This is a genomic window from Candidatus Williamhamiltonella defendens (genome assembly GCF_900699045.1).
Lineage (GTDB): Bacteria > Pseudomonadota > Gammaproteobacteria > Enterobacterales > Enterobacteriaceae > Hamiltonella > Hamiltonella defensa_A.
In genome coordinates, this window is sequence record NZ_CAADHL010000001.1 from 471,106 (window position 1) to 494,523 (window position 23,418).

The 23,418-nt window shown below is 36.4% G+C and carries 17 protein-coding genes and 2 pseudogenes; 11 read left to right on the plus strand and 8 right to left on the minus strand.

Features of this window, described 5'->3' with window-relative positions; translation table 11 throughout:
- Positions 1 to 45: 45 nt before the first annotated feature.
- The gene (locus CICURV3402_RS02165; RefSeq protein ID WP_158379809.1) at positions 46 to 1,068 is read right to left on the minus strand and encodes a TerC/Alx family metal homeostasis membrane protein; all 1,023 of its coding nucleotides are present in this window, start codon (positions 1,066 to 1,068) and stop codon (positions 46 to 48) included.
- 88 nt (positions 1,069 to 1,156) lie between these two features.
- A complete protein-coding gene (ribA, locus tag CICURV3402_RS02170; RefSeq protein ID WP_158379638.1) occupies positions 1,157 to 1,747 on the minus strand; it encodes a GTP cyclohydrolase II in 591 nt (196 codons plus the stop codon).
- A 165-nt stretch (positions 1,748 to 1,912) separates the two neighbouring features.
- Here ribA and pgpB point away from each other — a divergent pair, with 165 nt between their 5' ends.
- From pgpB to CICURV3402_RS02195, 5 genes are all read left to right on the plus strand, one after another.
- Positions 1,913 to 2,641: a phosphatidylglycerophosphatase B gene (gene pgpB / locus CICURV3402_RS02175; RefSeq protein ID WP_235667594.1), complete on the plus strand. Its 729-nt coding sequence runs from the start codon at positions 1,913 to 1,915 to the stop codon at positions 2,639 to 2,641.
- Positions 2,642 to 2,689: 48 nt separating this feature from the next.
- Positions 2,690 to 3,007, plus strand: coding sequence for a LapA family protein (locus CICURV3402_RS02180; protein ID WP_158379640.1), 318 nt, complete (start codon positions 2,690 to 2,692; stop codon positions 3,005 to 3,007).
- Positions 3,008 to 4,186, plus strand: coding sequence for a lipopolysaccharide assembly protein LapB (lapB, locus tag CICURV3402_RS02185; RefSeq protein WP_158379641.1), 1,179 nt, complete (start codon positions 3,008 to 3,010; stop codon positions 4,184 to 4,186).
- A gap of 76 nt (positions 4,187 to 4,262) precedes the next feature.
- The gene (gene pyrF / locus CICURV3402_RS02190; RefSeq protein ID WP_158379642.1) at positions 4,263 to 4,997 is read left to right on the plus strand and encodes an orotidine-5'-phosphate decarboxylase; all 735 of its coding nucleotides are present in this window, start codon (positions 4,263 to 4,265) and stop codon (positions 4,995 to 4,997) included.
- 4 nt (positions 4,998 to 5,001) lie between these two features.
- Positions 5,002 to 5,334, plus strand: a complete 333-nt coding sequence (locus CICURV3402_RS02195; protein WP_158379643.1) for an SUI1 family translation initiation factor — start codon at positions 5,002 to 5,004, stop codon at positions 5,332 to 5,334.
- A 1,362-nt stretch (positions 5,335 to 6,696) separates the two neighbouring features.
- On the opposite strand, the gene CICURV3402_RS07110 is transcribed toward CICURV3402_RS02195, so the two are convergent.
- The 4 genes from CICURV3402_RS07110 to CICURV3402_RS02215 form a co-directional block, all read right to left on the minus strand.
- Positions 6,697 to 6,774, minus strand: a complete 78-nt coding sequence (locus CICURV3402_RS07110; RefSeq protein WP_268904295.1) for a type II toxin-antitoxin system RelE/ParE family toxin — start codon at positions 6,772 to 6,774, stop codon at positions 6,697 to 6,699.
- Positions 6,775 to 7,427: 653 nt separating this feature from the next.
- Positions 7,428 to 10,652: a carbamoyl-phosphate synthase large subunit gene (gene carB / locus CICURV3402_RS02205; RefSeq protein ID WP_158379644.1), complete on the minus strand. Its 3,225-nt coding sequence runs from the start codon at positions 10,650 to 10,652 to the stop codon at positions 7,428 to 7,430.
- A 15-nt stretch (positions 10,653 to 10,667) separates the two neighbouring features.
- The gene (carA, locus tag CICURV3402_RS02210) at positions 10,668 to 11,828 is read right to left on the minus strand and encodes a glutamine-hydrolyzing carbamoyl-phosphate synthase small subunit (RefSeq protein WP_235667595.1); all 1,161 of its coding nucleotides are present in this window, start codon (positions 11,826 to 11,828) and stop codon (positions 10,668 to 10,670) included.
- 1,477 nt (positions 11,829 to 13,305) lie between these two features.
- Positions 13,306 to 13,446: a hypothetical protein gene (locus CICURV3402_RS02215; protein WP_187306893.1), complete on the minus strand. Its 141-nt coding sequence runs from the start codon at positions 13,444 to 13,446 to the stop codon at positions 13,306 to 13,308.
- Positions 13,447 to 13,798: 352 nt separating this feature from the next.
- On the opposite strand from CICURV3402_RS02215, the gene ribB reads away from it, so the two are divergent.
- From ribB to hrpA, 3 genes and pseudogenes are all read left to right on the plus strand, one after another.
- A complete protein-coding gene (gene ribB / locus CICURV3402_RS02220; RefSeq protein WP_158379646.1) occupies positions 13,799 to 14,464 on the plus strand; it encodes a 3,4-dihydroxy-2-butanone-4-phosphate synthase in 666 nt (221 codons plus the stop codon).
- A gap of 103 nt (positions 14,465 to 14,567) precedes the next feature.
- Positions 14,568 to 14,986 (plus strand): annotated as a pseudogene (gene bcp, locus CICURV3402_RS02225) (thioredoxin-dependent thiol peroxidase).
- Entirely contained in the window at positions 14,983 to 18,699 is a 3,717-nt protein-coding gene (gene hrpA / locus CICURV3402_RS02230) for an ATP-dependent RNA helicase HrpA (protein ID WP_158379647.1), read from the plus strand. The pseudogene bcp and the gene hrpA overlap by 4 nt, the downstream one beginning before the upstream one ends.
- Positions 18,700 to 18,701: 2 nt before the next feature.
- On the opposite strand, the gene lpoB is transcribed toward hrpA, so the two are convergent.
- Both lpoB and CICURV3402_RS02240 read right to left on the minus strand, forming a co-directional pair.
- Positions 18,702 to 19,298 carry a penicillin-binding protein activator LpoB gene (gene lpoB / locus CICURV3402_RS02235; protein WP_158379648.1) on the minus strand — a complete coding sequence of 199 codons (597 nt, stop codon included), beginning with the start codon at positions 19,296 to 19,298 and terminating at the stop codon, positions 18,702 to 18,704.
- Between the two features lie 2 nt (positions 19,299 to 19,300).
- Complete coding sequence (locus CICURV3402_RS02240; protein WP_158379649.1) at positions 19,301 to 19,657, minus strand: HIT domain-containing protein; 357 nt, start codon at positions 19,655 to 19,657, stop codon at positions 19,301 to 19,303.
- Positions 19,658 to 20,002: 345 nt separating this feature from the next.
- On the opposite strand from CICURV3402_RS02240, the gene CICURV3402_RS02245 reads away from it, so the two are divergent.
- The 3 genes and pseudogenes from CICURV3402_RS02245 to CICURV3402_RS02255 all read left to right on the plus strand — a co-directional run bounded on the left by CICURV3402_RS02245 (position 20,003) and on the right by CICURV3402_RS02255 (position 23,417).
- The gene (locus tag CICURV3402_RS02245) at positions 20,003 to 21,193 is read left to right on the plus strand and encodes an amino acid aminotransferase (RefSeq protein WP_158379650.1); all 1,191 of its coding nucleotides are present in this window, start codon (positions 20,003 to 20,005) and stop codon (positions 21,191 to 21,193) included.
- A 699-nt stretch (positions 21,194 to 21,892) separates the two neighbouring features.
- Positions 21,893 to 22,522: a ribosome biogenesis GTP-binding protein YihA/YsxC gene (yihA, locus tag CICURV3402_RS02250; protein WP_407079051.1), complete on the plus strand. Its 630-nt coding sequence runs from the start codon at positions 21,893 to 21,895 to the stop codon at positions 22,520 to 22,522.
- Between the two features lie 551 nt (positions 22,523 to 23,073).
- Positions 23,074 to 23,417: pseudogene (locus CICURV3402_RS02255) on the plus strand (ArsC family reductase).
- Position 23,418: the final 1 nt, after the last annotated feature.

The following is a 23,418-nucleotide window of genomic DNA, read 5'->3' on the forward strand; positions in this document are numbered from 1 at the left end:
TAATGGTGCCATATAAATATAATATGTGAGTCATATTTCAAAAATTCACTTTGAGTTTTTAGGAAATAAAAAGCTGGCTGTAATTCCAAGCATCAATACGACCATCACGACCAATAAGCTGGTTGGCCCCGAAATATGATAGCCATGATGAAAAATATGCTCTGAAGCATTTAACGCTAGTTTGATGGCAATAAAAAATAATAACGCAATCACAGATTTTTCTAGATGGATTAAACACTGCTTCATTGCTTCTAGTACAAAATACAAGGTTCTTAAACCGAGTATGGCAAAGACCATGGCACTATAAATAATGATAGGATCACGACTGACAGCGATCACAGCGGGTACAGAATCAAATGCAAATATCACATCAGAGAGTTCAATAACGGCCAAACACAACATTAATGGAGTGGCATAAAACGCACTGTTTCTAAATTGGTCAATCTTAATATTACTATTTTCTGGTTTTTTTGATTCTTTCTTGACTTCATTTCCTGTTAATAAAAAAGCAGAACCCTTAAGTCTAGGCCATATAGGGAAAACCCGCTTCACCAGCCGATGAGCAAAATGCTGAGAGTAATCTTCAATCTGCTGTTGATTTTTTTTATCTTTAAGCATCATGATCGCTGTCCAACCAACAATACCGGCAAATACACATTCTATCCAAGGCCCAAAGGATAACAAACTGGTTCCTATAGCAACAAAAATCGCCCTAAAAATAATGGCTCCAACTACCCCCCAATACAAAACACGTAGCTTATCGTTATCAGGGACTGCAAACCAAGAAAAAATAGCCATGATCACAAATAAATTATCGATAGATAATACTTTTTCTAAAGTGTATCCAGTGATAAATAAAGTCGCCAATTCTTGGCCATGGGATAAATATAGAAAGACCGCAAAAATAAAGGCAATTACAACCCAGAAAAGCGACCAAAAACAAGCACTTGCAAGTGAAATGGGCTTATTATTTCTATGCATAAATAAATCTATAAAAATAGCCAGTACAGATAATGTGACAAATACGATGAGCGTTTTTGGAGGAAAACCAATAGTCAAAGGTTCCATATTTTTTCTCAATCAGGTTGATGTTAACTTCAAAGCGATATTATAAAATGATGATTCAGAAAGTATGGTCAAATTAAAAATAGTAAAATTATTTTTTAAAAAAATGCCCCATTTTATTCTTTTTTGTTAATAAATAGTCTTGATTGTTTGGATTACTCTCTACAATTAACGATACTCGCTGAACAACATTGATGCCTTCTTTTTTCAAAATCTTGATTTTTTCAGGATTATTCGTCAGCAAACGTATCGTTTTGACATCTAAAGTTTTATAAATGTTAGCACAGACGGTGAAGTCACGTTCATCGGTGGAAAAACCAAGTTGATGGTTTGCTTCAACCGTATCAGCTCCTTGATCTTGAAGTGCATAAGCGCGAATTTTATTTAACAGTCCGATATTCCTTCCCTCTTGACGATGATAAATGAGTAGACCTCGTTTTTCTTCACAAATCTGCTTAAATGCGGCTTTCAGTTGAAAGCCACAGTCACAACGTAAGCTAAACAAGGCGTCTCCTGTTAAACATTCAGAGTGGATCCTAGATAATACGGGGGCGTCCGTTGAAATATCACCTAAAACTAATGCAAGATGATCTTGTTTTTTGTCTAATTCTTTAAATCCGATCATTAAAAAATCACCCCAAGGGGTCGGTAATTTTGCTTCCGATATACGTTTTAGATTCATGTCGATGAGTCATACTCTTAAAAATTTTTTAGTGTAATTTAGTCATAAGATAAAAGCGATATATTACCTGTTTTTTCTTATCTTATCTTTCTTTTATTCGGCAAGATATAAAGCAGATGATATGAATGCTTCAAATAAATCAAAGGAGGTGAAATGAAAAGTGTGATGAAACAAATTATTTTCAGCAGTATGCTTTTATTGACAATTCCCTCTAGCGCTTGGATGTTTGGGTGGCAATGGCAGATTACTCATGCTGATTCTAATTTATTAAGGGGACTATTTGAGGTAACACAAACGGCAAGTTATTCTTTGGGAATTCTGCCCTGTATTTTATTATCGGCTTGTTTTCTTCGATGTTTGCGCTTTCGTTTAAAGGTTGCCCTGCAATTTTTAGTGCTCTTGTTGATACTAATGGTCATTGGGCAGGCGGTGAAAATTGTCATGAAAAATCAAATAAAAGAACTTAGACCTTTTTTAGTATACTTGGAAACAAAATATCATATTAAAAATAAAAATTTCTATTCTTTAAATATTGAATCTCGAACGGTTTTATTAAAACGATTATTAACATCGGAAACGAATGCGCCCACCTGGTTGAAAAAATATTGGCAGGCCGAAACAGGATTCTCTTTCCCATCAGGGCACAGTATTTTTGCTACGAGTTGGGCTCTACTAGCGGTCGGTTTACTATGGTCTCTTCGTTATTATAAAACAGTGATTTTTTTGATGTTGTGGTCATCCGGAGTGATGATCAGCCGTTTGCTATTAGGCATGCACTGGCCGATCGACATTTTTATCTCAATATTAATTAGTAGTTTATTGAGCATATTATCATGCTGGGTTGTTTATCGCTGGATTGATCCAATCCTATTGAATAAAAAAGAAAAGTTCTAACGCTCATTGATTAACGTTTTATTACTTTTTCCTAAGGTAGGCATATCTATGAAATTTGTTATCATTTTTTTATTAGTCTGCATACTGTCCGTGATTTTAATCATATTTGAGGCGAATAATAAGGAAGAGGTTGTTTTTAATTATTTATTGGCTCAAAACTCATATCGTTTATCAAGCTTGATAGTCAATTTTTTTTTAACTGGTTTATTTTTGGGTTGGATCATCATGGGTATATTTTATATAAAAGTACGAATAGCGCTGATGAAAGCAAAACGCAAAATAAAAAAATTAACATTGAATCAAGATCAACGGATTAAAAATGGCGCTAATTTAAAGATCATTGACGATAAAAAGAGATTTTTTTAAATGCTCGAACTTCTATTTTTATTATTACCCGTAGCCGCAGGCTACGGGTGGTATATGGGATCAAGAGGTTTTAAAAACAATCAACAACAAAATGAGAATCGATTCTCACGGAATTATATCAATGGTCTTGATTTTTTACTTTCAAATCAACAAGACAAAGCTTTTGATCTTTTTCTTGAGATGTTTAAACAAGAAGGCTCTGCTTTTGAAGCGCATTTAACGTTAGGAAATTTATTTCGCTCTCGAGGCGAAACAGATCGTGCCATCAGGATCCATCAATCTTTAATGGAAAGTGCTTCTCTAAATTTTGATCAACGTTTATTAGCTATTCAACAATTAGGGCGAGATTATATGGCCGCGGGATTATATGATCGTGCTGAAAAAATGTTTAATGAACTTATTGAAGAAAAAAATTTTCGAGTGACTTCATTAGAACAGCTTTTGACGATTTATCAGGCCATGAGCGAATGGGTTAATGCCATTAAAGTCGCCCAAAAATTAATCAAAGCAAGCAAAGAACATCAACATTTACAAAAAAAGGTGGCACATTTTTATTGTGAGTTAGCTTTAAAGGCGATTGCTATCGATGATATTTTTAATGCCATTAGTTTACTAAAAACCGCCATTTCGGTAAATAAGCATTGTGCGAGAGCATCCATTATGCTCGGAAAACTTTATATTGATTCTAATGATTTTTCTAAAACAGTGGCAGTGCTTCACAAAGTATTGGATCAAGATAAAGAAGTCATTAGCGATGCATTATTCATGCTTGATAAATGTTATAAAAATTTACCAAAATCCACATCGGATTGGATAATTTTTTTAAACCGTTGCGTAAATGAGGGGGCAGGGGTAGTCGCTGAGCTAATGATGTCAGATTTAATTGAACAGAAAGAGGGATTAGAAGCCGCACAAATTTATGTTAACCGGCAATTACAACGTCATCCCAATATCCATCTTTTTCATCGATTAATGCATTATCATTTATTGGATGCAGAGGAGGGTCGAGCAAAAGAAAGTTTATTATTATTAATAAACATTGTTGCCGAACAGATTCGCACAAAACCTTCTTATTATTGTCGTCAATGTGGTTTTAAATCACATTCTTTTTACTGGCGTTGCCCATCTTGTCGCTCTTGGGATTCAGTCAAATCTATTAAGGGTTTTGATGGTCAGTAAATACGCATCGAGATAACTGAAGAGATGCATCTTTTATAAAAACTGCTCTTTAATATAAAATGGAAAATGACAAAAAATGATATTTTACAAGCCTGAAAAAAATTCATCACACTTTCTTTCACCTATTATTGTTGCACTCGATTACAGGGATAAAAATAAAGCGTTGGCTTTTGTTGATAAAATTAACCCTCAGTATTGTCAATTAAAAGTAGGGAATGAAATGTTCACGCTCTATGGACCTGAATGGATTAAAGAGTTGCAAAAACGGGGATTCCAGGTTTTTCTTGATCTTAAGTTTCATGACATTCCGAATACAACGGCTCGATCGGTGGCTTCCGCTGCTGAGTTAGGCGTCTGGATGGTCAATGTACATGCAAGCGGAGGCGGCCATATGATGGAATCGGCCAAAAAAGCACTTTTGTCATATGGTAAAGAAGCTCCCCTATTGATTGCAGTAACTCTGCTCACGAGTATGACAACTCAAGATTTACAGCCCATAGGCATTTATGGTAAACAGCACGAACAAGTGACACGTTTAGCAGAATTAAGTCAAGATTCTGGAATGGACGGTGTCGTTTGTTCCGCTCAAGAAGCTCAAATATTAAGACAGCGCTGTGGATCAAGTTTTCAGCTGGTGACACCGGGTATTCGCCCATTAAACAGTGTTAATTTTGATCAATCACGCACTATGGATCCAAAAGAAGCCTTAAAAGCCGGTGCGAATTATTTGGTCATAGGTCGTCCTATAACAGGATCTGAACATCCAGTTCAAAGTTTAAAAAATTTATATACTTTATTGATGCACTCATAAAAATATGATGCACGATCCCAACAGTCATTTAATTTATTCGACAGATAAGAATGCTTTTCCTAAATTAGAAAAGCGAGAACCTTTACCTATTCAAAAAGATACTCTGATACGATTAGAGTACCAAACACATAGACGAAAAGGTAAAGGAATCAGCCTTGTGATCGGTTTAAAAGGAGGGGGTAAGGCAATTGCCTCATTGGCGGTAAAATTAAAAAAGCAATGTGGTTGTGTGGGCACGGTGAAACAAGGAATCATTGAAATTCAAGGAGATAAAATTGCATTTTTAAAAAAACGACTTGATGCGAAAGGTCTTAAAGTAAAACTGGTTATAGGGTAAAATAGGTTCGAAATTTTATGAAAAACAGGATTGAATTTCGCTTGAAAAAGATCACGAATTAAGTAAATTTATTTTATTTGAATGTTCCTTACTGCACGTTTTCTAACGAACCGATGAATGGACGTTCTTCCTTTATTTTGCCGAAGTCTGTCAGAATAGGTAAACTGAGGGCGTTTAATGAAAATTAATACTTAATTACTGGTTCAATGTCTATTAAAAATAACAGATTAAAGGCGTATGGTATTCCGTTGATTCGAAACCACCGAGTTAATGTATTAATGCTTCGATTATAGGCATTTTTATCCGCAATAATGAAATTCTTATTAGAATGCTATTGACACGATTTATTTTTGGACTGTTATTTTAATCACTGTGTTATTTTCGACCCCACTCTACACGATTTTAGTCCATTTTCGCGTGTCGATTAATACAGGAGGCGTATTTTTAGTGAATTCTTTTTAACGCTATGACACAAAATGTGAATTAAGGAAGATGGGAAAGCAGCCCCTGCTCTTGAAAGGAGATCCAAAAGTGCTTTATACGCTGGATTATATACAGCCATCGATTTTAAAAAATCAAGTTTACTAAAATCTAGTAGGCTAGTTATTGGTGCATCTTCTAATTTCAAGTAACTTGCTTTCACTCTGATAAAATGTAAATTTTTCTGAAACCAACAAACGGTTCTTCTTTTCATAATTATTAAGCGTGTTTTTAATTTATTCAATCAAACTTGTTATATTTAAATATTTATTTTCATCTAAATTAATTCCATCTTTCACGCAATTATAAATCTAATTTATATTAAACTTATCAATTATGATTCTGTGCGGTAATACAGATAATGATTGGAAGCAGTTGAAAGTTTGTCCTGATAAATTATCAGGAGTTAAAGTAGAATCATTTTATTCATATTTGTTGGTACTTATATCAGCATGTTTTTCCATAGTTTAGTTTGTTTTGTTTATTTCATTTTTATCATTTATATCTTTAGTCTTCAAACTATAATTTGAATTTTTAATGTTAATAGGATTACCAAATTTATTTGGTTTTACTCTGATTTTTGAAAATAAATAGATTTAAATTCGAAACAAAATTTTTGCGCACTTTTATATTTATAACTTTTCACCAATAAAAGTTAGCATTTATAATGACAAACTTTTTGAGCTCATGCTTTCAAAAAAAATACTTAATTAGTTAGATTTTGTATGCATAAATATGATATTGAATCGGCATTAAAAAGTGATGGATTTTTACGAACTCAAAAAAATGGTCTGCCCTGGTTATCAAGATAAATTTAGAGCCTTTTTTTTAAAAAAGCACGCTCCACGATAAAATCTCGGACGTACAATTATTCATGATATTTTAATAATGATAAGGGCATGAGACTATTTTGAGAGTTGTGTTATTTATTCCGTGTATCAGCCTGCGTTCATCGGTAATGCGTCTAGACTAAAACCCGGTAAATTATGCTTCAGAGATTCTGTCTTTCCATTTCTAAAGAAAAGGGGGATTAGATATCGCGTACCAATTCATTAATACGTTTTAACGTCTTTTGCTGACCTGTTGTTAATAAAGATTGGTCTCCCACGATTAACTATAAAAGACGATTTGCACTCTATCAATTCTCTTTCTTGACCTTTCATGATTGATCATCTTCGATGAACTCTATCAGTTTTCAGGCATTTTTAGACAAACAGAGTAAATGCCCTGTTTCTTACAGTAATTGATATTCATACGAAGACATTAAAACGCACGGTATCCATTTCTGTCTGTGGATTAATATGGGAGTTCTATCTTCGTTTTAGTCATCAGTGAGGCAAAATTTTATCTATCTTCGCTATAATGAACGGTTTGTATTCGGTTATTCCCTTTTAAATTGCTCATTTTTTATAAGATAAAAGTACAATTATTTGTACTGTTATTATTCATAAAGAGCATATGGTATAAAAATAGTCTATTTTATTACTTGCTATGGCTAAGTTATTGCATTGTTATTCATGGATATATTTTCAAACAAAGACTCAATCTCACGGTGCAGTTCTCTTCTTTTATTTTATATCTTCACTAAATTTAAATCGTTTAGGCATCTCACCTTAATTTTTAAAACGGGCATGCAATTCTTGAAGGGAAATCACCTTTTCAATAGGATTTTCCATCAGAGACATCACGGTCGCTAGCCCACCGTTGAGAGTCGTATCATAATGCACTTTGTATTGTAATGCGGCTCTACGAATTAATTTAGAATCCTCAATTGCTTGGCGCCCTGAGGTAGGGTTGACGATATAAATGTACTCTCCATTTTTAATGCGGTCTTGAATATGAGGGCGACCTTCATGCACTTTATGAACCCTTCTGGCAGGCAGCCCTGCTTTTTCTAAAACATCTGCGGTCCCTTGAGTTGCATCTAACTCAAAACCTTGTTGTAAAAATTGTTTTGCTAAATCAACTACTCGTGGTTTGTCGCCATCTCGAACAGAAAGCAAGACGCGCCCTGTTTTTTTCATTGATGAATGACTCCCCAACATTGCTTTTGCGAATGCTTCTGCGAAAGTATGTCCAACCCCCATCACTTCACCTGTAGAATGCATTTCTGGCCCCAAGATGGGATCCACACCAGGAAATTTATTAAATGGCAAGACCACTTTTTTAACAGAATAGTAAGGAGGAATGATTTCATTTAACATGTTTTGCTGAACTAATGACTGCCCTGCCATGACTTTCGCCGCTATTTTTGCTAAGGGGATGCCAGTCGCCTTGGAGACAAAAGGCACCGTGCGGGCAGCACGCGGATTGACTTCAATCAGATACAGCTGTTCTTTTTTGACAGCAAATTGGACGTTCATTAACCCTTTAACACCGAGTTCAAACGCTAGTTTTGTCGCCTGCTCCCGCATACATTTTTGAATAGACTCGTTTAAGGTATAAGCCGGCAGTGAGCAGGCCGAATCACCAGAATGTACCCCTGCTTCTTCGATGTGTTCCATAATACCACCGATAAAAACATGCTCACCATCACAGATGGTATCAACGTCGACTTCAACTGCATCATCTAAAAAACGATCCAATAATACAGGTGAATTATTAGAAACCTGAACTGCATTTTGAAAATAACGCTGCAAGTCAACCCTATTGTAAATGATTTCCATCGCACGCCCCCCGAGGACATAAGAGGGGCGAACCACCAGCGGATAACCTAAAATGTCAGCTTTTAAAAAAGCTTCTTCAAGTGTTTGGGCCGTCTCATTCTCAGGCTGTTTTAAGCCTAAGCGATGAACGGCTTTCTGAAAACGTTCGCGATCTTCTGCCCTATCAATCGCATCAGGGCTCGTTCCTAAAATAATGACGCCTGCCGCTTCAAGCTCTCTAGCCAATCGTAGAGGCGTTTGTCCACCATATTGAACAATAACCCCTTGTGGTTGTTCAATCCGCACTATTTCAAGGACATCCTCCAGCGTAACAGATTCAAAATACAGGCGATCAGAAATGTCATAATCCGTCGAAACGGTTTCTGGATTGCAATTGACCATAATAGTCTGATATCCCGCCTCATGAAGCGCTAAAGATGCGTGTACACAGCAATAATCAAATTCAATTCCTTGGCCAATCCGATTAGGTCCTCCTCCTAATATCATGATTTTTTTCTGTTCGTGATTGGGTCTAGCTTCACATTCTTCTTCATAGGTAGAGTATAAATAGGCCGTATCTGTCTTAAATTCCGCAGCACAGGTATCCACTCTTTTATAAACAGGATGTAAATTCGATTGGTGGCGTCGGTCTCGTATTTCTTTTTCGGGTACAGCCAGTAATTTAGCCAAACGTGCATCCGAAAATCCTTTTCGTTTAAGATGCCTTAAAAAAAACGTGTCTAAGGATTGAATACCAGTTTGAGTCAGCTGTGCTTCGAGCTGGACGAGTTCCTGAATCTGCATCAAAAACCAAGGATCAATTTGGGTGAGATTAAAGACTACATCTAATGAGAGCCCCGCACGAAAAGCATCTGCGATATACCAGATGCGTTCCCCTCCGGCATCTTTGAGCTCACGACGAATAGAGGTAATAGCCTCTGGATCATTCAAAGACACTTTAGGATCGAGCCCTTTGGCCCCAACTTCTAGCCCTCTGAGCGCTTTTTGCAACGATTCTTGAAAAGTTCGCCCTATGGCCATCACTTCTCCGACAGATTTCATCTGAGTCGTCAAGCGATCGTTTGCTCCTACAAACTTCTCGAAGTTAAAGCGGGGCATTTTGGTGACTACATAATCTAAAGAAGGCTCAAAAGACGCCGGCAGTCGGCCACTTGTAATATCGTTTTTTAATTCATCTAAGGTGTAACCAACAGCTAGCTTTGCCGCAATTTTTGCGATAGGAAACCCGGTGGCCTTTGATGCCAGTGCTGAAGAACGAGAAACACGGGGGTTCATTTCAATGACAACCAGGCGTCCACTTTTTGGGTCGACGGCAAATTGAACGTTCGAGCCACCTGTTTCGACACCGATTTCACGTAATACTAACATCGAAGCATGTCGCATTCTTTGATATTCTTTATCCGTTAAAGTTTGAGCAGGTGCGACGGTGATAGAATCCCCAGTGTGAATACCCATGGCATCCATATTTTCTATCGAGCACACAACAATGAAATTGTCATTTTTATCACGGATGACTTCCATTTCATATTCTTTCCACCCGATCAGGGATTCATCGATCAACAATTCATGCGTGGGTGATAAATCAAACCCTCGTTCGCAAATTTCTTCAAATTCTTCGCAATTATAGGCAATCCCCCCGCCGCTACCACCCATAGTAAAGGAGGGGCGGATAATGCAAGGGAAACCTATCTCATAAAAAAAGGAAAAAGCCTCTTCCATGTTATGGACAATGCCAGAACGCGGGGTATTCAGACCTATTTTTTTCATCGCTTTATCAAAAAGCTTTCGGTCTTCAGCCTTATCAATCGCTTCTCCTGTAGCACCTATCATGGTCACGCCATAATCTGATAAAACCCCTTTTTTCTCTAACTCGAGTGCACAATTAAGTGCCGTTTGTCCACCCATGGTCGGCAATAAAGCATCAGGATGTTCTTTAGCGATTATCTTGCGAACTACTTCCCAATAAATCGGCTCAATATAGGTGGCATCGGCTATCTCAGGATCTGTCATAATGGTTGCAGGATTAGAATTAATTAAAATTACCCGATAGCCTTCTGCTCTCAAGGCTTTACACGCCTGAACACCAGAGTAATCAAATTCACAGGCTTGACCGATGACAATAGGGCCGGCACCCAAAATTAAAATGCTGTTGATATCTGTACGTTTTGGCATAATGTGAATTCCTGATTACAGATGATAAAGAGATTTTTTATAATGCATTTGCATCAAATCGATAAAATGATCAAAAAGAGGCGCCATATCATGGGGGCCAGGACTGGCTTCAGGGTGTCCCTGAAAACTAAAAGCCGCTTTATAAGCGTGATGTATGCCTTGTAATGATCCGTCAAACAAAGAGCGATGAGTTGCACGTAAGCAAGAAGGCAAGGTCGATTCATCAACAGAAAAGCTGTGATTTTGTGTGCTGATCATCACAAGACCGCTCTCTAACTCTTTCACAGGATGATTTGCACCATGGTGGCCAAATTTCATTTTGATCGTTTTTGCGCCGCTCGCCAGAGCTAGCAGTTGATGGCCGAGGCAAATGCCAAAAAGGGGGATATTCGCTTGCAGTAAATCTTGAATCGCGGTAATTGCATATTCACAGGGTGCGGGATCGCCTGGACCGTTCGATAAAAGCACACCATCAGGTTTTAGTGAAATCACCGATTGGGCTGAAGTGTGCGCGGGAACGACCGTCAGGCGACAACCTCGATCCACCAACATACGAAGCATATTGCGCTTAATGCCATAATCGTACACGACCACATGAAAAGGAGATGCGTCTCGTTTTTGGATATTTGGCGTACCATCACTGAGCCATCCTCCTGTCCCTTCAACCCAATCATAAGGGGTTTTGACAGAAACTGTTTTTACTAAATCTATGCCTTTTAAACCCGGAAAATTATGAATTTCTTCTAAAGCCAACACCGGATCTAAAGTTTTTGACGCGATAATGCAGCCTTTTTGAGCACCTTTTTCTGACAAAAGACGTGTAAGCTTTCGAGTATCAATATCGGCAATGGCCACGATATGATGTCGTTTTAGATAATCAGATAGAGTTTCTTCACTACGATAATTACTAGCCACCAGTGATAAATCTCGGATGACTAGGCCCTTTACATAGACGTTATCGGATTCTACGTCAGAAAGATTAGTGCCTACATTCCCGATATGAGGGCATGTCAGCGTCACGATTTGTCTTGAATAAGAAGGATCAGTCAAAATTTCTTGATAACCTGTCATTGAAGTATTGAAAACCACTTCTCCGACGACCAACCCTATCGATCCAACCGATCGACCGTAAAATTGGGTTCCATCTTCAAGAACCAATAGTGCTGACGTCATCAAAATATCCTCCAAGAAAATCAAAATTGCTGATACACAGCTTATTGAGGTCAAAGTCAGTCATCTCTAAAACGCCTATTTTCAGGCAAATTGCGAGAAATTCTAATGATGTGTCGTATCTATGTCTAGCACGAATGACATCTTTTTAACGATATATCTCGTGAAGATGACATCTTTTTGCTAAGTTCATTCGCAAGTAAATGTAGACTGACGTAAGATTGATACAATGCGTTCCCTTGGATGGACATGAATCCACTTGAAAAGTACGTTCAAAAAAGTGGCATAAAAAGTGCTCAACAATTTTTATTTGAGAGGGAATTAGCCGATGATGCTTTGAGGATCTTAATTACTTTTAAAATTAGAGTGATTTTTTGATATTCATGATAGCTACATTTGACACGCTCTATTTTTCACCTTGTTCTTCATGCAATATTGCCAATGTGTCTATAATTTAACATTTCAGACAAACCCCGTTCGCAATAAATCTTTTTCGTTTTCGGTTCATATTCCTCAAGGCACTATTTTTTCTTTAAATATGTTAGGAATAGGCCTTTCACTAAAATTAACAAGACAAACGAAAAATAAAAATTTACTGAAAATTGCGAGGATAAAAATGTTAAAGCGATAAGCGTTAAAACAATTAACAAAAATATAAAGAAGAAAATATAACTTCGCTAACAGACAAAGAATTTCAAATTTTAGCAAATTCTGACTTTTGTAGATCTAGCAAACCATATCTTCAAAAAATAATTAAGATTAATGTTAATAATAATCTCATGTTCAGTATGAATGTTTTTCAGACAAAGAAAAGATATCTGGTCTGGCTCAAAATGAGATTACAGAAGCATTAACAAATAATTTAACTATCTTTAATGATAGCATTTGATTTTAGAAAAAATAATAAGTCACCTTTTGGAAATCATGAAAATACGCCGTATTTTACATTGCATTTTTTAAAAATGAAAAAATTTTTTTATTATATGATGTCTCAGGAGATTAAATGTCTCAAGAGATGAAGTTGATAGGGTATGCACCCAATAATAATATCTATATCTATCTTGGTGATCGCACTCAGGAGGAACTCAATAGGACTATAAGACACGAATTTATTCACCTGTTGATCAATTACAGTAGGGTAGAAGAATTCATTAATTCTTTTTTTTAATAGAAGGCATACCTACGTATGTTGCTAGATTATAAAAAGGTGAAACCCGACTCATTTTCTCAGTGATTTTAAAAACCATTTTGATAAAAAACTTTAATAAAATTTTGACAATAAAAAACATTTTAAGCGATTAGTTTTTGGTGAACAATAACCTAAACTATTATATTACAGGGCCAACTCTTATTGTTTATTTTTAGGATATGTTTCCGAATGTTATAGATGCACTATTTGATGATACAAAAAATATGGTTGAAGAACATAAGGAAGAATTTTTAAAAAATACAAAAAATTTATGATAAAGCATAGTAAACCCCTTTAAAAATTGGCTTGAAACGCATTCAAATGAAGGATTTCACGCTTTTTTATAACCAACACCAACAAAAAAGGATGCTGAAGACTCATCTGATGAAGTAACTGCACCGTCTGAAGATGTGTTAAAGCCTGAAGTTGATTCATCGTTTCCACAGGGGCTAACTCGCATCAAAATGAGGCTGGGCTGTTAAAACAGGGGATGAGTCAATTTCTATCCAATAATGGAACTCATTTTACGAAAAATCCTACTTTGCACTCTGACATCATGCTCACTGTGTTCAGTAACGCTTCCTGAAAATACTTTTAATACGCTTATCAGAATTAAAACAAACAAAAACCGCTTTATGGCTAAACAATTTTATTCTAATGACAAATAGATTTGATCATATTTAAAATTATATCAATAATTTATTGTTATTGATTATCATCATTTTTAAGTATTTAGCTAAAGATTCTCCTAATGATGGTTTGTTCGTCTTTCACAGAAGGATTTTTCATGAATCAGATCTGTCTTAAATATTTCGGAAATTCTATAGCCCGAGTCAAAAAGGCACTGGAGAATTTAAAAAACGGTCATGGTGTTATGGTGCTGGATGATGAAAATCGCGAAAATGAAGGCGATTTTGTGTTTTCGGCAGAAACCATGACGGTCGAACAAATGGCCATGACGATTCGTCATGGCAGTGGTATTGTTTGTCTTTGTTTAACTGAAGAACGTTGCCAACAGATTGCACTGCCGATGATGGTTGAAAAAAATTCCAGTACTTTTCAAACCCCTTTTACAGTCAGTATTGAAGCAGCAAAAGGGGTTACCACAGGAGTCTCAGCCTCAGATCGGATCACCACCATTAAAACGGCGATATCAGAGACAGCAAAGCCTACTGATCTTCATCGTCCAGGCCATGTTTTCCCTTTAAAAGGGCATCCCAAAGGCGTTCTGGGTCGTTCTGGGCATACAGAAGCGGCGATTGATTTAGCAAGGTTAGCGGGTTTAAAACCCGCGGGCGTGTTATGTGAACTCACTAATGATGATGGCACCATGGCACGTGCCAATGAAGTCATTGCGTTTGCAAAAAAACATCAAATGACGGTTTTAAGTATTCAGGATCTGATTAAATATCGTCAAACTCATATGGAGATAAATGTTTATAGACTGATTTAAAAAATTTATTCAAAAATGATATTTGGAAAGTAACTCTATGTCCCCTTTAAAAGCAGGTAATATTGCACCAAAATTTGCTTTAGTAGCTTAAGATGCCGAAGTAATTCATTTGAGTAATTTTTTTCAAAAATAGTGTTGATTTATTTTTATCCCAAAGCGATAACATACAGGCTGTACCGTTCAATCTTGTGCACTACGAGATAATATGGATAAATTGAAAGCATTCGGTGTTGAAATATTAGGCATCAGCATCGATTCTCCACAAAAAATATTTCAATTTCATGAAAAGAATTGTTAAATTTTACTTTTCTTTCTGATGCTAATCATCAGGTTTTAAAGCAATTTGTGGTTTGAGGTGAAAAAAATTTTATGCCTAAAAAATATGAGGGAATCCATCGCGTCAGTTTTCTCATTGATCTCACAGGTAAAATAGAAAAAGTGTTTGCTGATTTTAAAAACAGCGACCACGATACAATCGTCATTGATTATCTAAAAGAATTTAATAGACCGATTACTAAATGAACGATCCTCTCTTTGAATACCCAGAAAATTTACCGATTACACAACAAAAACAAAGAATTTGCGAAATTATCAAACGTCATCAGGTCGTGATTATCTCGGGTGAAACAGGATCTGGAAAAACAACACAGCTGCCTAAGATATGTTTGGAATTAGGGCGCGGCGGTGTTACAGGCATGATAGGTCATACACAACCACGCCGTTTAGCCGCTTATCACGTTGCTCAGCGGATTGCCGATGAACTCAAAACGACTCTTGGTGAGAGAGTGGGTTATCAAATGCGTTTTCATCAAAAAATTAATAAAAACAATGCAATAAAATTGATGACCGATGGTATTTTACTGGCTGAAATTCAACATGATCGCCTTTTGATGAGATATGACACCATTATTATTGATGAAGCCCACGAACGCAGCCTGAATATTGATTTTATTTTGGGATATCTACGGCAACTCCTTCCTAAAAGGCCGGATTTAAAAATCATCATTACCTCAGCCACTCTGGACTCACAGCGATTTTCTGAGCATTTTAATCAAGCACCGATGATTGCAGTGTCTGGTCGGAGTTATCCCGTTGAAGTTCGTTATCGTCCTCCTCAAAAAACGAATGAAAGCGAAGGAGAAGGGTTTCAAGCGATTATAGATGCTGTGCATGAGCTATATCGAGAATCCACACAGGGCGATATTTTAATTTTTATGAGTGGAGAACGAGAAATCCGTGCAGCAATAGAAGTGCTGCGCCAAGAAAATATATCTCACACTGAGATATTATCTTTATATTCACGTTTATCTTATGCTGAGCAAAAAAAAATTTTTAAAGCACATGTAGGTAGACGTATTATTTTGGCGACGAATATTGCGGAAACCTCTCTCACGGTGCCTAGTATTAAATATGTGATAGATACGGGAACCGCTCGAATCAGCCGTTATAGTTTTCGTACTAAAATTCAGAAATTATCCTTAGAGCCGATATCTCAGGCTGCTGCCAATCAACGCAAAGGGCGTTGTGGACGAATTTCCAGCGGTATTTGCATTCGACTCTATGAAGAACAGGATTTTTTATCACGCCCTGTTTTTACCGATCCAGAAATTTTAAGAACGAATCTTTCATCTGTAATATTACAAATGATGGCTTTTCATTTAGGGGATATTACTTCTTTTCCTTTTATTGATCTTCCTGATCAACGACGGATTCAAGATGGCATTGCGTTATTGTCAGAACTTGGGGCAATAGAGCATACCCCAAAACCCCATCTGACCAAAATAGGTCTGCAATTGTCACGATTACCCATTGACCCGAGATTGGGTCGAATGATTTTAGCAGCTCAATCACGATCCTGCGTTCAGGAAGTCATGATTATTACGGCGGCACTTTCTATCCAAGATCCACGCGAAAGGCCTCGAGATAAAAAAAAAGCGGCCGATGAAGAACATCATCGTTTTTCGGATAAAGACTCCGATTTTGTCGCTTTTATTCATCTATGGAATTATATCGAAAAACAGCAGAACGCTTTATCTGTCAATCAATTTCGTCAATTATGTCATCGAGAGTTTCTGCATTATATGAGAGTACGAGAATGGCAGGATATTTACTCTCAACTCAAAAAAAGTGCGCAAAAATTAGATCTATTGACATTATCCATCAATCATGTTGAGCCCCATTATTTTCATATTCATACGGCTCTTTTAACGGGTTTGTTATCTCATATTGGACAAAAAGACATGAAAAGCCATGAATTTACAGGCCCCCGTAACATACGCTTCGCGATTTTTCCGCACTCTTGTTTGTTTAAAAATCCACCTAAGTGGATTATGGTCTCTGAATTACTTGAAACTCGTCGACTATGGGGGCATATCTCTGCACGAATTAAACCTGAATGGCTAGAACCCCTAGCAGGACATTTGCTCAAACGTCATTATAGTGCACCTCATTGGGAAAAAAATAAAGGGGCAGTGATTGCCCATGAAAAAGTCACCTTGTTTGGGCTTCCGATTATTTATGATCGAAAAATCAATTATGGCGTGATTAATCCAAAATTATGTAGAGACTTATTTATTCGACAAGCATTGGTCGAGGGGGAGTGGGAAACAACTCATACTTTTTTTCACCAAAATTTAAAGCTGTTGTCAGAAGCCGAAGAGTTAGAAAATAAATCCCGACGAAGGGATATTGTGGTCGATGACCACACCTTATTTGAATTTTATGATCAAAGGATTGGCCAAGAAGTGGTCTCTTCACGCCATTTTAATCATTGGTGGAAAAAAGTGTTTCAAACTGACCCTGATCTACTGAATTTTAATAAATCAATGCTGATTACAGAAAATGCACAGGAGATCAATGAAGAAGATTTTCCTAATTTTTGGAGCCAAGAAGCATTTAAATTAGACTTATCCTATCAATTTGAGCCAGGCAATAAAACCGATGGGGTCACCGTTCATATTCCACTCGTGATATTTAATCAAATACAAGCTCAAGATTTTGATTGGCAAGTGCCGGGCATGCGTTTTGAACTCATCACGGCCTTGCTGAAATCTCTGCCTAAAAAACTAAGACGATATTTTGTTCCTGTGCCAAATTATGCACAGGCCATTTTAGAGAGTATCCGGCCTTTATCAGGTTCATTTTTAAGTGCCATTGAGAAAAAATTATGGCAGATGAGCGGCGTCAAAATAACAAGAGAAGATTGGCGGTGGCATCAAGTACCTGAGCATCTTAAAATCACTTTTCGTATTTTGGATAACCAAAATCAAATAATAAAAGAAGGAAAAGATCTTGAAGTTTTACGGAAAGCACTGACAAGACAGTTTAAAAAAACGCACAATACATTGATAGAAAAGTGCACTTTCGAAAAACAAGATCTCAAAGAATGGAATTTTGGTACCGTTCCTCTTTACTATGAAAGCACAAAAGAAAATTTTTCTATTAAACATTATCCCGCGTTGGTGGATGAAACCCATTCTGTTGCACTGCGTTTATTTGAAACAAGGCAACAGCAAAAAATAATGATGTGGAAGGGACTCCGACGTCTGCTTTTGCTAAATATGGCTTCTCCTGCTCAGGATTTACGTCAAAAATGGTTTAATAAATCAAAATTAGGGCTTTATTTTAATCCGTATGAAAATATACTAACATTGCTAGAGGATTGTGTCGCCTGCTCGGTAGATAAGCTGATGGCTGAATATGGAGGCCTTGTGTGGACACAATCTGAATTCTTGATTTTAAAAGAAAAGATACAGCCCAAGGTATATGAAGTTTCAGAAAAAATAATAAGAGAAGTTCAACAAATATTGGATAAGGCTTTTTCTATTCACAAAAAATTACAAGCATGTTGTAATCTCTCACAAGTTTCCGCCTTTACTGATATGAAACAGCAATTAGAAGGGTTGGTTTGTCCTTATTTTATTAGTGATAATAGCTTAAAGCCTTTGGCTGATATTTTGCGTTATTTGAAAGCGATCGAAAGACGGTTGGAAAAATTACCCTCTCACTTGCAAACAGATCGATCGAATATGGAGAAAATACACACACTGAACGATTTGTGGATAAAATGGAAAAATCAATTGACAGAATGGAGAAAAAAGGAACAAGAGATAAAAGAAGTACGTTGGATGCTGGAAGAGTTGCGTGTCAGTTTATTCGCACAGCAACTCGGTACTGCATACCCTATTTCAGAAAAACGCGTATTAAATGCGATGAATAAACAAATAAACGGATAAGGCTAAGGTGAAAATGTCATTGCTGTGTTATCCGACCAAATAATTTCACCTGTTTTCACTAGCATCAATTCCATATTGATCACAGGAGATTGAATGTCATCACTAACATCCGTATAAAGCACATACTCCGCTTTCAGATATCGCGCTAAAGCAATCGCCTTACTACGTGAGCCGAGGTTATCTTGCTTTGAGATCCCGAGTGCTATTTTGGCCTTTGCCAATTGATTGGCTGAAATTAAAAAAAAAGTATTATTGGAGGATAAAATATACTGCAAGCTCTCAGTGGCTTTTTCTATCTGTAATAACCCATTTGTATTATTTTTGACGCTATCTACCAATAAAGCGCTGCCATTAGGCAGATCTTTCGTTTGACTCATATTCTCAATGAGGGGCTGCATAGAAGCTGACCAATTAAATAATTTAATCTGAGGGGCTAAAGGCACGATACCTATTTCTGCTGACTCTGAGAAGATACCCTCAGGTGAATCGGTAGAAATAGTGGATGGTTCGCTTTTCAATAGTCTCCCTATTTTTGCGGGCGGCTGAGCACAACTGGCTAACAGCAAAACGATAGAAGTACTCAGAAGATATTTCTTCATAACTATTTTTGTCCTTTAAATAACGGCCCTAATGGGCAGCCGCCTAATAGATGCATATGAATATGATAAATTTCTTGTCCCGCGTGATCATTGCAATTAATAACGAGGCGATAGCCATCTGCTGAAATCCCTTTTTCGTGTGCAATTTTAGCAGCGGCCGTGATCATCCTACCCAAAGCCGGCTCATGTTGCTTTTGCACATCATTCAAGGTTGGGATAAAAACGTTAGGAACAATTAAAATATGTACCGGTGTTTGAGGAGATATATCACTAAAAGCGGTCACCAGTTCATCCTGATAGAGAATGTGAGCCTGAATTTCTCTTCTAATAATTTGACTAAAAATGGTCTCTTTACTCATCTAATAAAGCCTTTTTCATAAAGTATGATAAAAAATGGTATTTCTTAGAATGATATCTAAATTTTTTATAACATAGAAAAGGTAAAGTTAAGAGGTAACAACCTAAAGTCTCTCATAAACAGCAAGCACTTAAAACAACCCATGCTCACTCTACCTTCTAAATCACATGTCAATCGTATTTGATCATTCCCTAAAATAGTGCTTATTTAAAATCTGCTTTGTTAAAGTTGCCATATATTAGCTATTCAAAATTGATGTTAATACGACCGGAGGATTGGCAAAATAATGAATTAAAGGTAATCTCTCAGCTTAATATAGCAAATCCCCAAATCATGGAAATTGAACATGTTTGAAAAAATCACAAACGCTCCGCCCGATCCTATTTTAGGATTGGCAGATAGTTTTAATGCAGACCCTCGAGATTGTAAAATTAATTTAGGAATTGGGATTTACATGGATGAAACAGGGCATACCCCCATATTAAATACGGTAAAAAAAGCAGAACAACATTTACTTGACCATGAAAATACCAAAAATTATTTAGGGATTGATGGATTAAAAAAATTCGGGGCTTGTACACAGAATCTCTTATTCGGAAGAGATCACCCTATTTTGATAGATAAAAGAGCCCGTACAGCACAAACCCCAGGCGGAACAGGTGCGCTTCGTATTGCCGCTGATTTTGTCACCAAAAAAGCAGGCGTCAAACGAGTTTGGCTAAGCCGACCCACTTGGCCAAATCACAATCAAATCTTTTCTTCGGTAGGACTTCAAATCGTTGATTATGATTATTCTGATGCAGAACATCACCGTTTAAATTTTCCAGCAATGTTACATTCTCTAGAAAAAATCCAGCCTGGAGATTTGATTTTATTTCATGGATGCTGTCATAACCCAACGGGGATTGACCCAACAAAAGAACAATGGGAAGTACTGGCGGAATTCATAAAAAATAAAGGCGGATTACCCATATTTGATTTTGCTTATCAGGGTTTTGGGCGAGGTTTAGAAGAGGATGCAGAAGGTCTGAGGATTTTTTCTCAAAAACATGCTGAATTTATGGTTTGTAGCTCTTATTCGAAAAATTTTGGTCTATATAACGAGCGGGTTGGTGCCTGCACCATTGTGGCAGGTGATGATAAAACCGCCGAAGCGGCATTGAGTCAGCTCAAAACCATCATACGCGCAACCTATTCAAATCCCCCCGCCCATGGGGGCGCGATAGTAGAAACAATTTTAATTGACGATATATTACGCAATGCTTGGGAAAAAGAATTAACAGATATGCGTCAGCGTATTCAGAGGATGCGTCAATTATTTGTGCAAACTTTAAAAGAAAAAGGTGCGAATCAAGATTTCAGTTTTATTATCGATCAAAAAGGCATGTTTTCGTTTAGTGGTTTAAAAACGAAGCAGGTGTTACGTTTGCGTGAAAAATTTGGGGTATATGCCGTCAACTCTGGGCGAGTGAACGTAGCCGCGATGACGGTCAATAATATGGTGCCTTTATGTGAAGCCATCACGGCAGTTATTTGAAAAATTAGTTTAATAATGACATAAAATAAGCGAATTAATCACTTAAAAATCGCAAAATGCCAAACCTGTTTTTTACGAACGGATCTAATATTAATCTCTCATTTAAAAAACCTACGGTGCTTTAGCAGTAACTAAAGCAATCAAGTTTCTTATAAAGAAGGTAAGTTTTAGACAAGGTAACCAAAAAGATCTCGCCCCTATTTGAAGCTTAATTTGAGAAGGCTCATTCCTTTAATAAAGCATTCCATGCATTTTAATCATATCTTTATTGATCTATTTTTTCTTCTTTCATCTTTTTTGTGTTCGCCTGGATTCATTCTAAAAAATTGATCTCTATATCACTTCCTTGGCTGCATCTCTTTCCTAAATTTTAAAACAGTATTTTTACTACTTATATTTCATCTGATGACATTAGTGTCTTTGAATGAAACTTATTTAACATTTTTATTGCTCATAAAAATGTTCAGGCTCCGTCGACTTATTTTATTTATTTACTCAATATAGTTATTGATAATTAAATTTAAAATAATTGTTTGTTTTGTAAAATAAAAAATACTTTTTTAAAAAAATAAGATATAACTGCACTTTAGAATAGTCAATACCTTACAAAGGTTAGAGCATTTTTACCTATTTGATTGAGCTGAGATTAAAAATAAATCTATTTTTAAATGAAATATAATTATCAAAAATGATTGCTCAATGAGAAAAATTTTGAAAAAAACAAATAATAACTATCATTCATCTCGTTTTGTGATGAGTGCTCCGAATATTCATCATCTTCCTCCCGATCAAGGAATGGAGGTTGCTTTCTCTGGCCCTTCCAATGCGGGAAAATCCAGCGCGCTGAATACACTCACTCAGCAAAAAAAATTAGCGAAAATCAGTAAAATACCAGGCCGAACACAACTCATTAATTTATTTGAAGTGTCCGAAGGAATACGATTAGTGGATTTACCAGGTTATGGCTACGCGTCTGTACCATTAGAAATAAAAATCAAATGGCAAAAAGCATTAAATGAGTACTTAAACAAACGTGATTGTTTAAGAGGATTAGTAATACTGATGGATATTCGCCATCCTCTTAACAATCTTGATCAGCAAATGATTGCTTGGGCAATAAACAAGCGTATCCCCATTTATTTACTCTTGACTAAAGTGGATAAACTGTCCAAGTCAGCCAGTAAAATACAACTTAATATGGTAAAAGAAGCCATTTTACCTTTTATGGGCGATATTGAAGTAGATGTATTTTCATCTTTGAAAAAGATTGGGATTGATAAATTACAAAATAAATTGAATGCTTGGTTCAGTGGCTCTATCAATGAATGAGGTGTCAGAAAAACATTTTATTTTCATCCATCATAGTTTGATTGACTCAAGTGTATGGGCTGCAAAGCTGTCACAATTTTTCTGTTATGCGTTTCACTAAGTCGGTGGTAAATCATTTTAATTATGCTGCCGAAGTCGTTTCGTCAATTTTTTGACCTGCAATCAGGGGCATGATACATGCGTTCTATTAAATAGGCATTTAATTAAAGCAGTTTATAAAGCATTTAAGCTAAATTTTGAAGATACTGTGTAGTGATGTTTTTATCAATCTGACTTATAACGACATTAAATCGATTTTACGGCACGTATGAAAGCAGAAAAAAGGACCAATAGAATTTGGGCGCGATTCCTTTTGTTTTGTGAGTAGTATGGCATTTCTCAAAATTATTTTTCTTGCTCAACATTTTTAATCGACAACTGTTTTTCATATTTGTAAGCGGAGATATCTTCCATATAATACAAACGTTGATTAATCAGTAAAAAAAATTCATTGATTCCAATTAAAGAGATTTTGATGAATACATTTTACGTTAAACAGCAAAATAAAAAGAATGTATACACATTACGGTATTAAAAACTGCGATACCATCAAAAAACCCGCTCTTGGCTCAGCAAGCACAATGTCATTTATCGCTTGCATGATTATCAAGTTAATGAGTTAACCCTCTGTGTACTGCAAAATTTTATAGCGTGTTTAGGTTGGATGCCATTATTAAATACACGCAGAACGACTTGGCGTCATCTTAGTGAAACAGAACGTGCAGAGATCAGAGATGCTGCAAGCGCGCATAGTTTAATGTTACAAAAACCCGCCATAATTAAGAGACCTGTTTTGGAATCGTCTAATGGCACACTTTTATTTGGATTCAGTATTAAACAAAATCGACTTTTTTAAA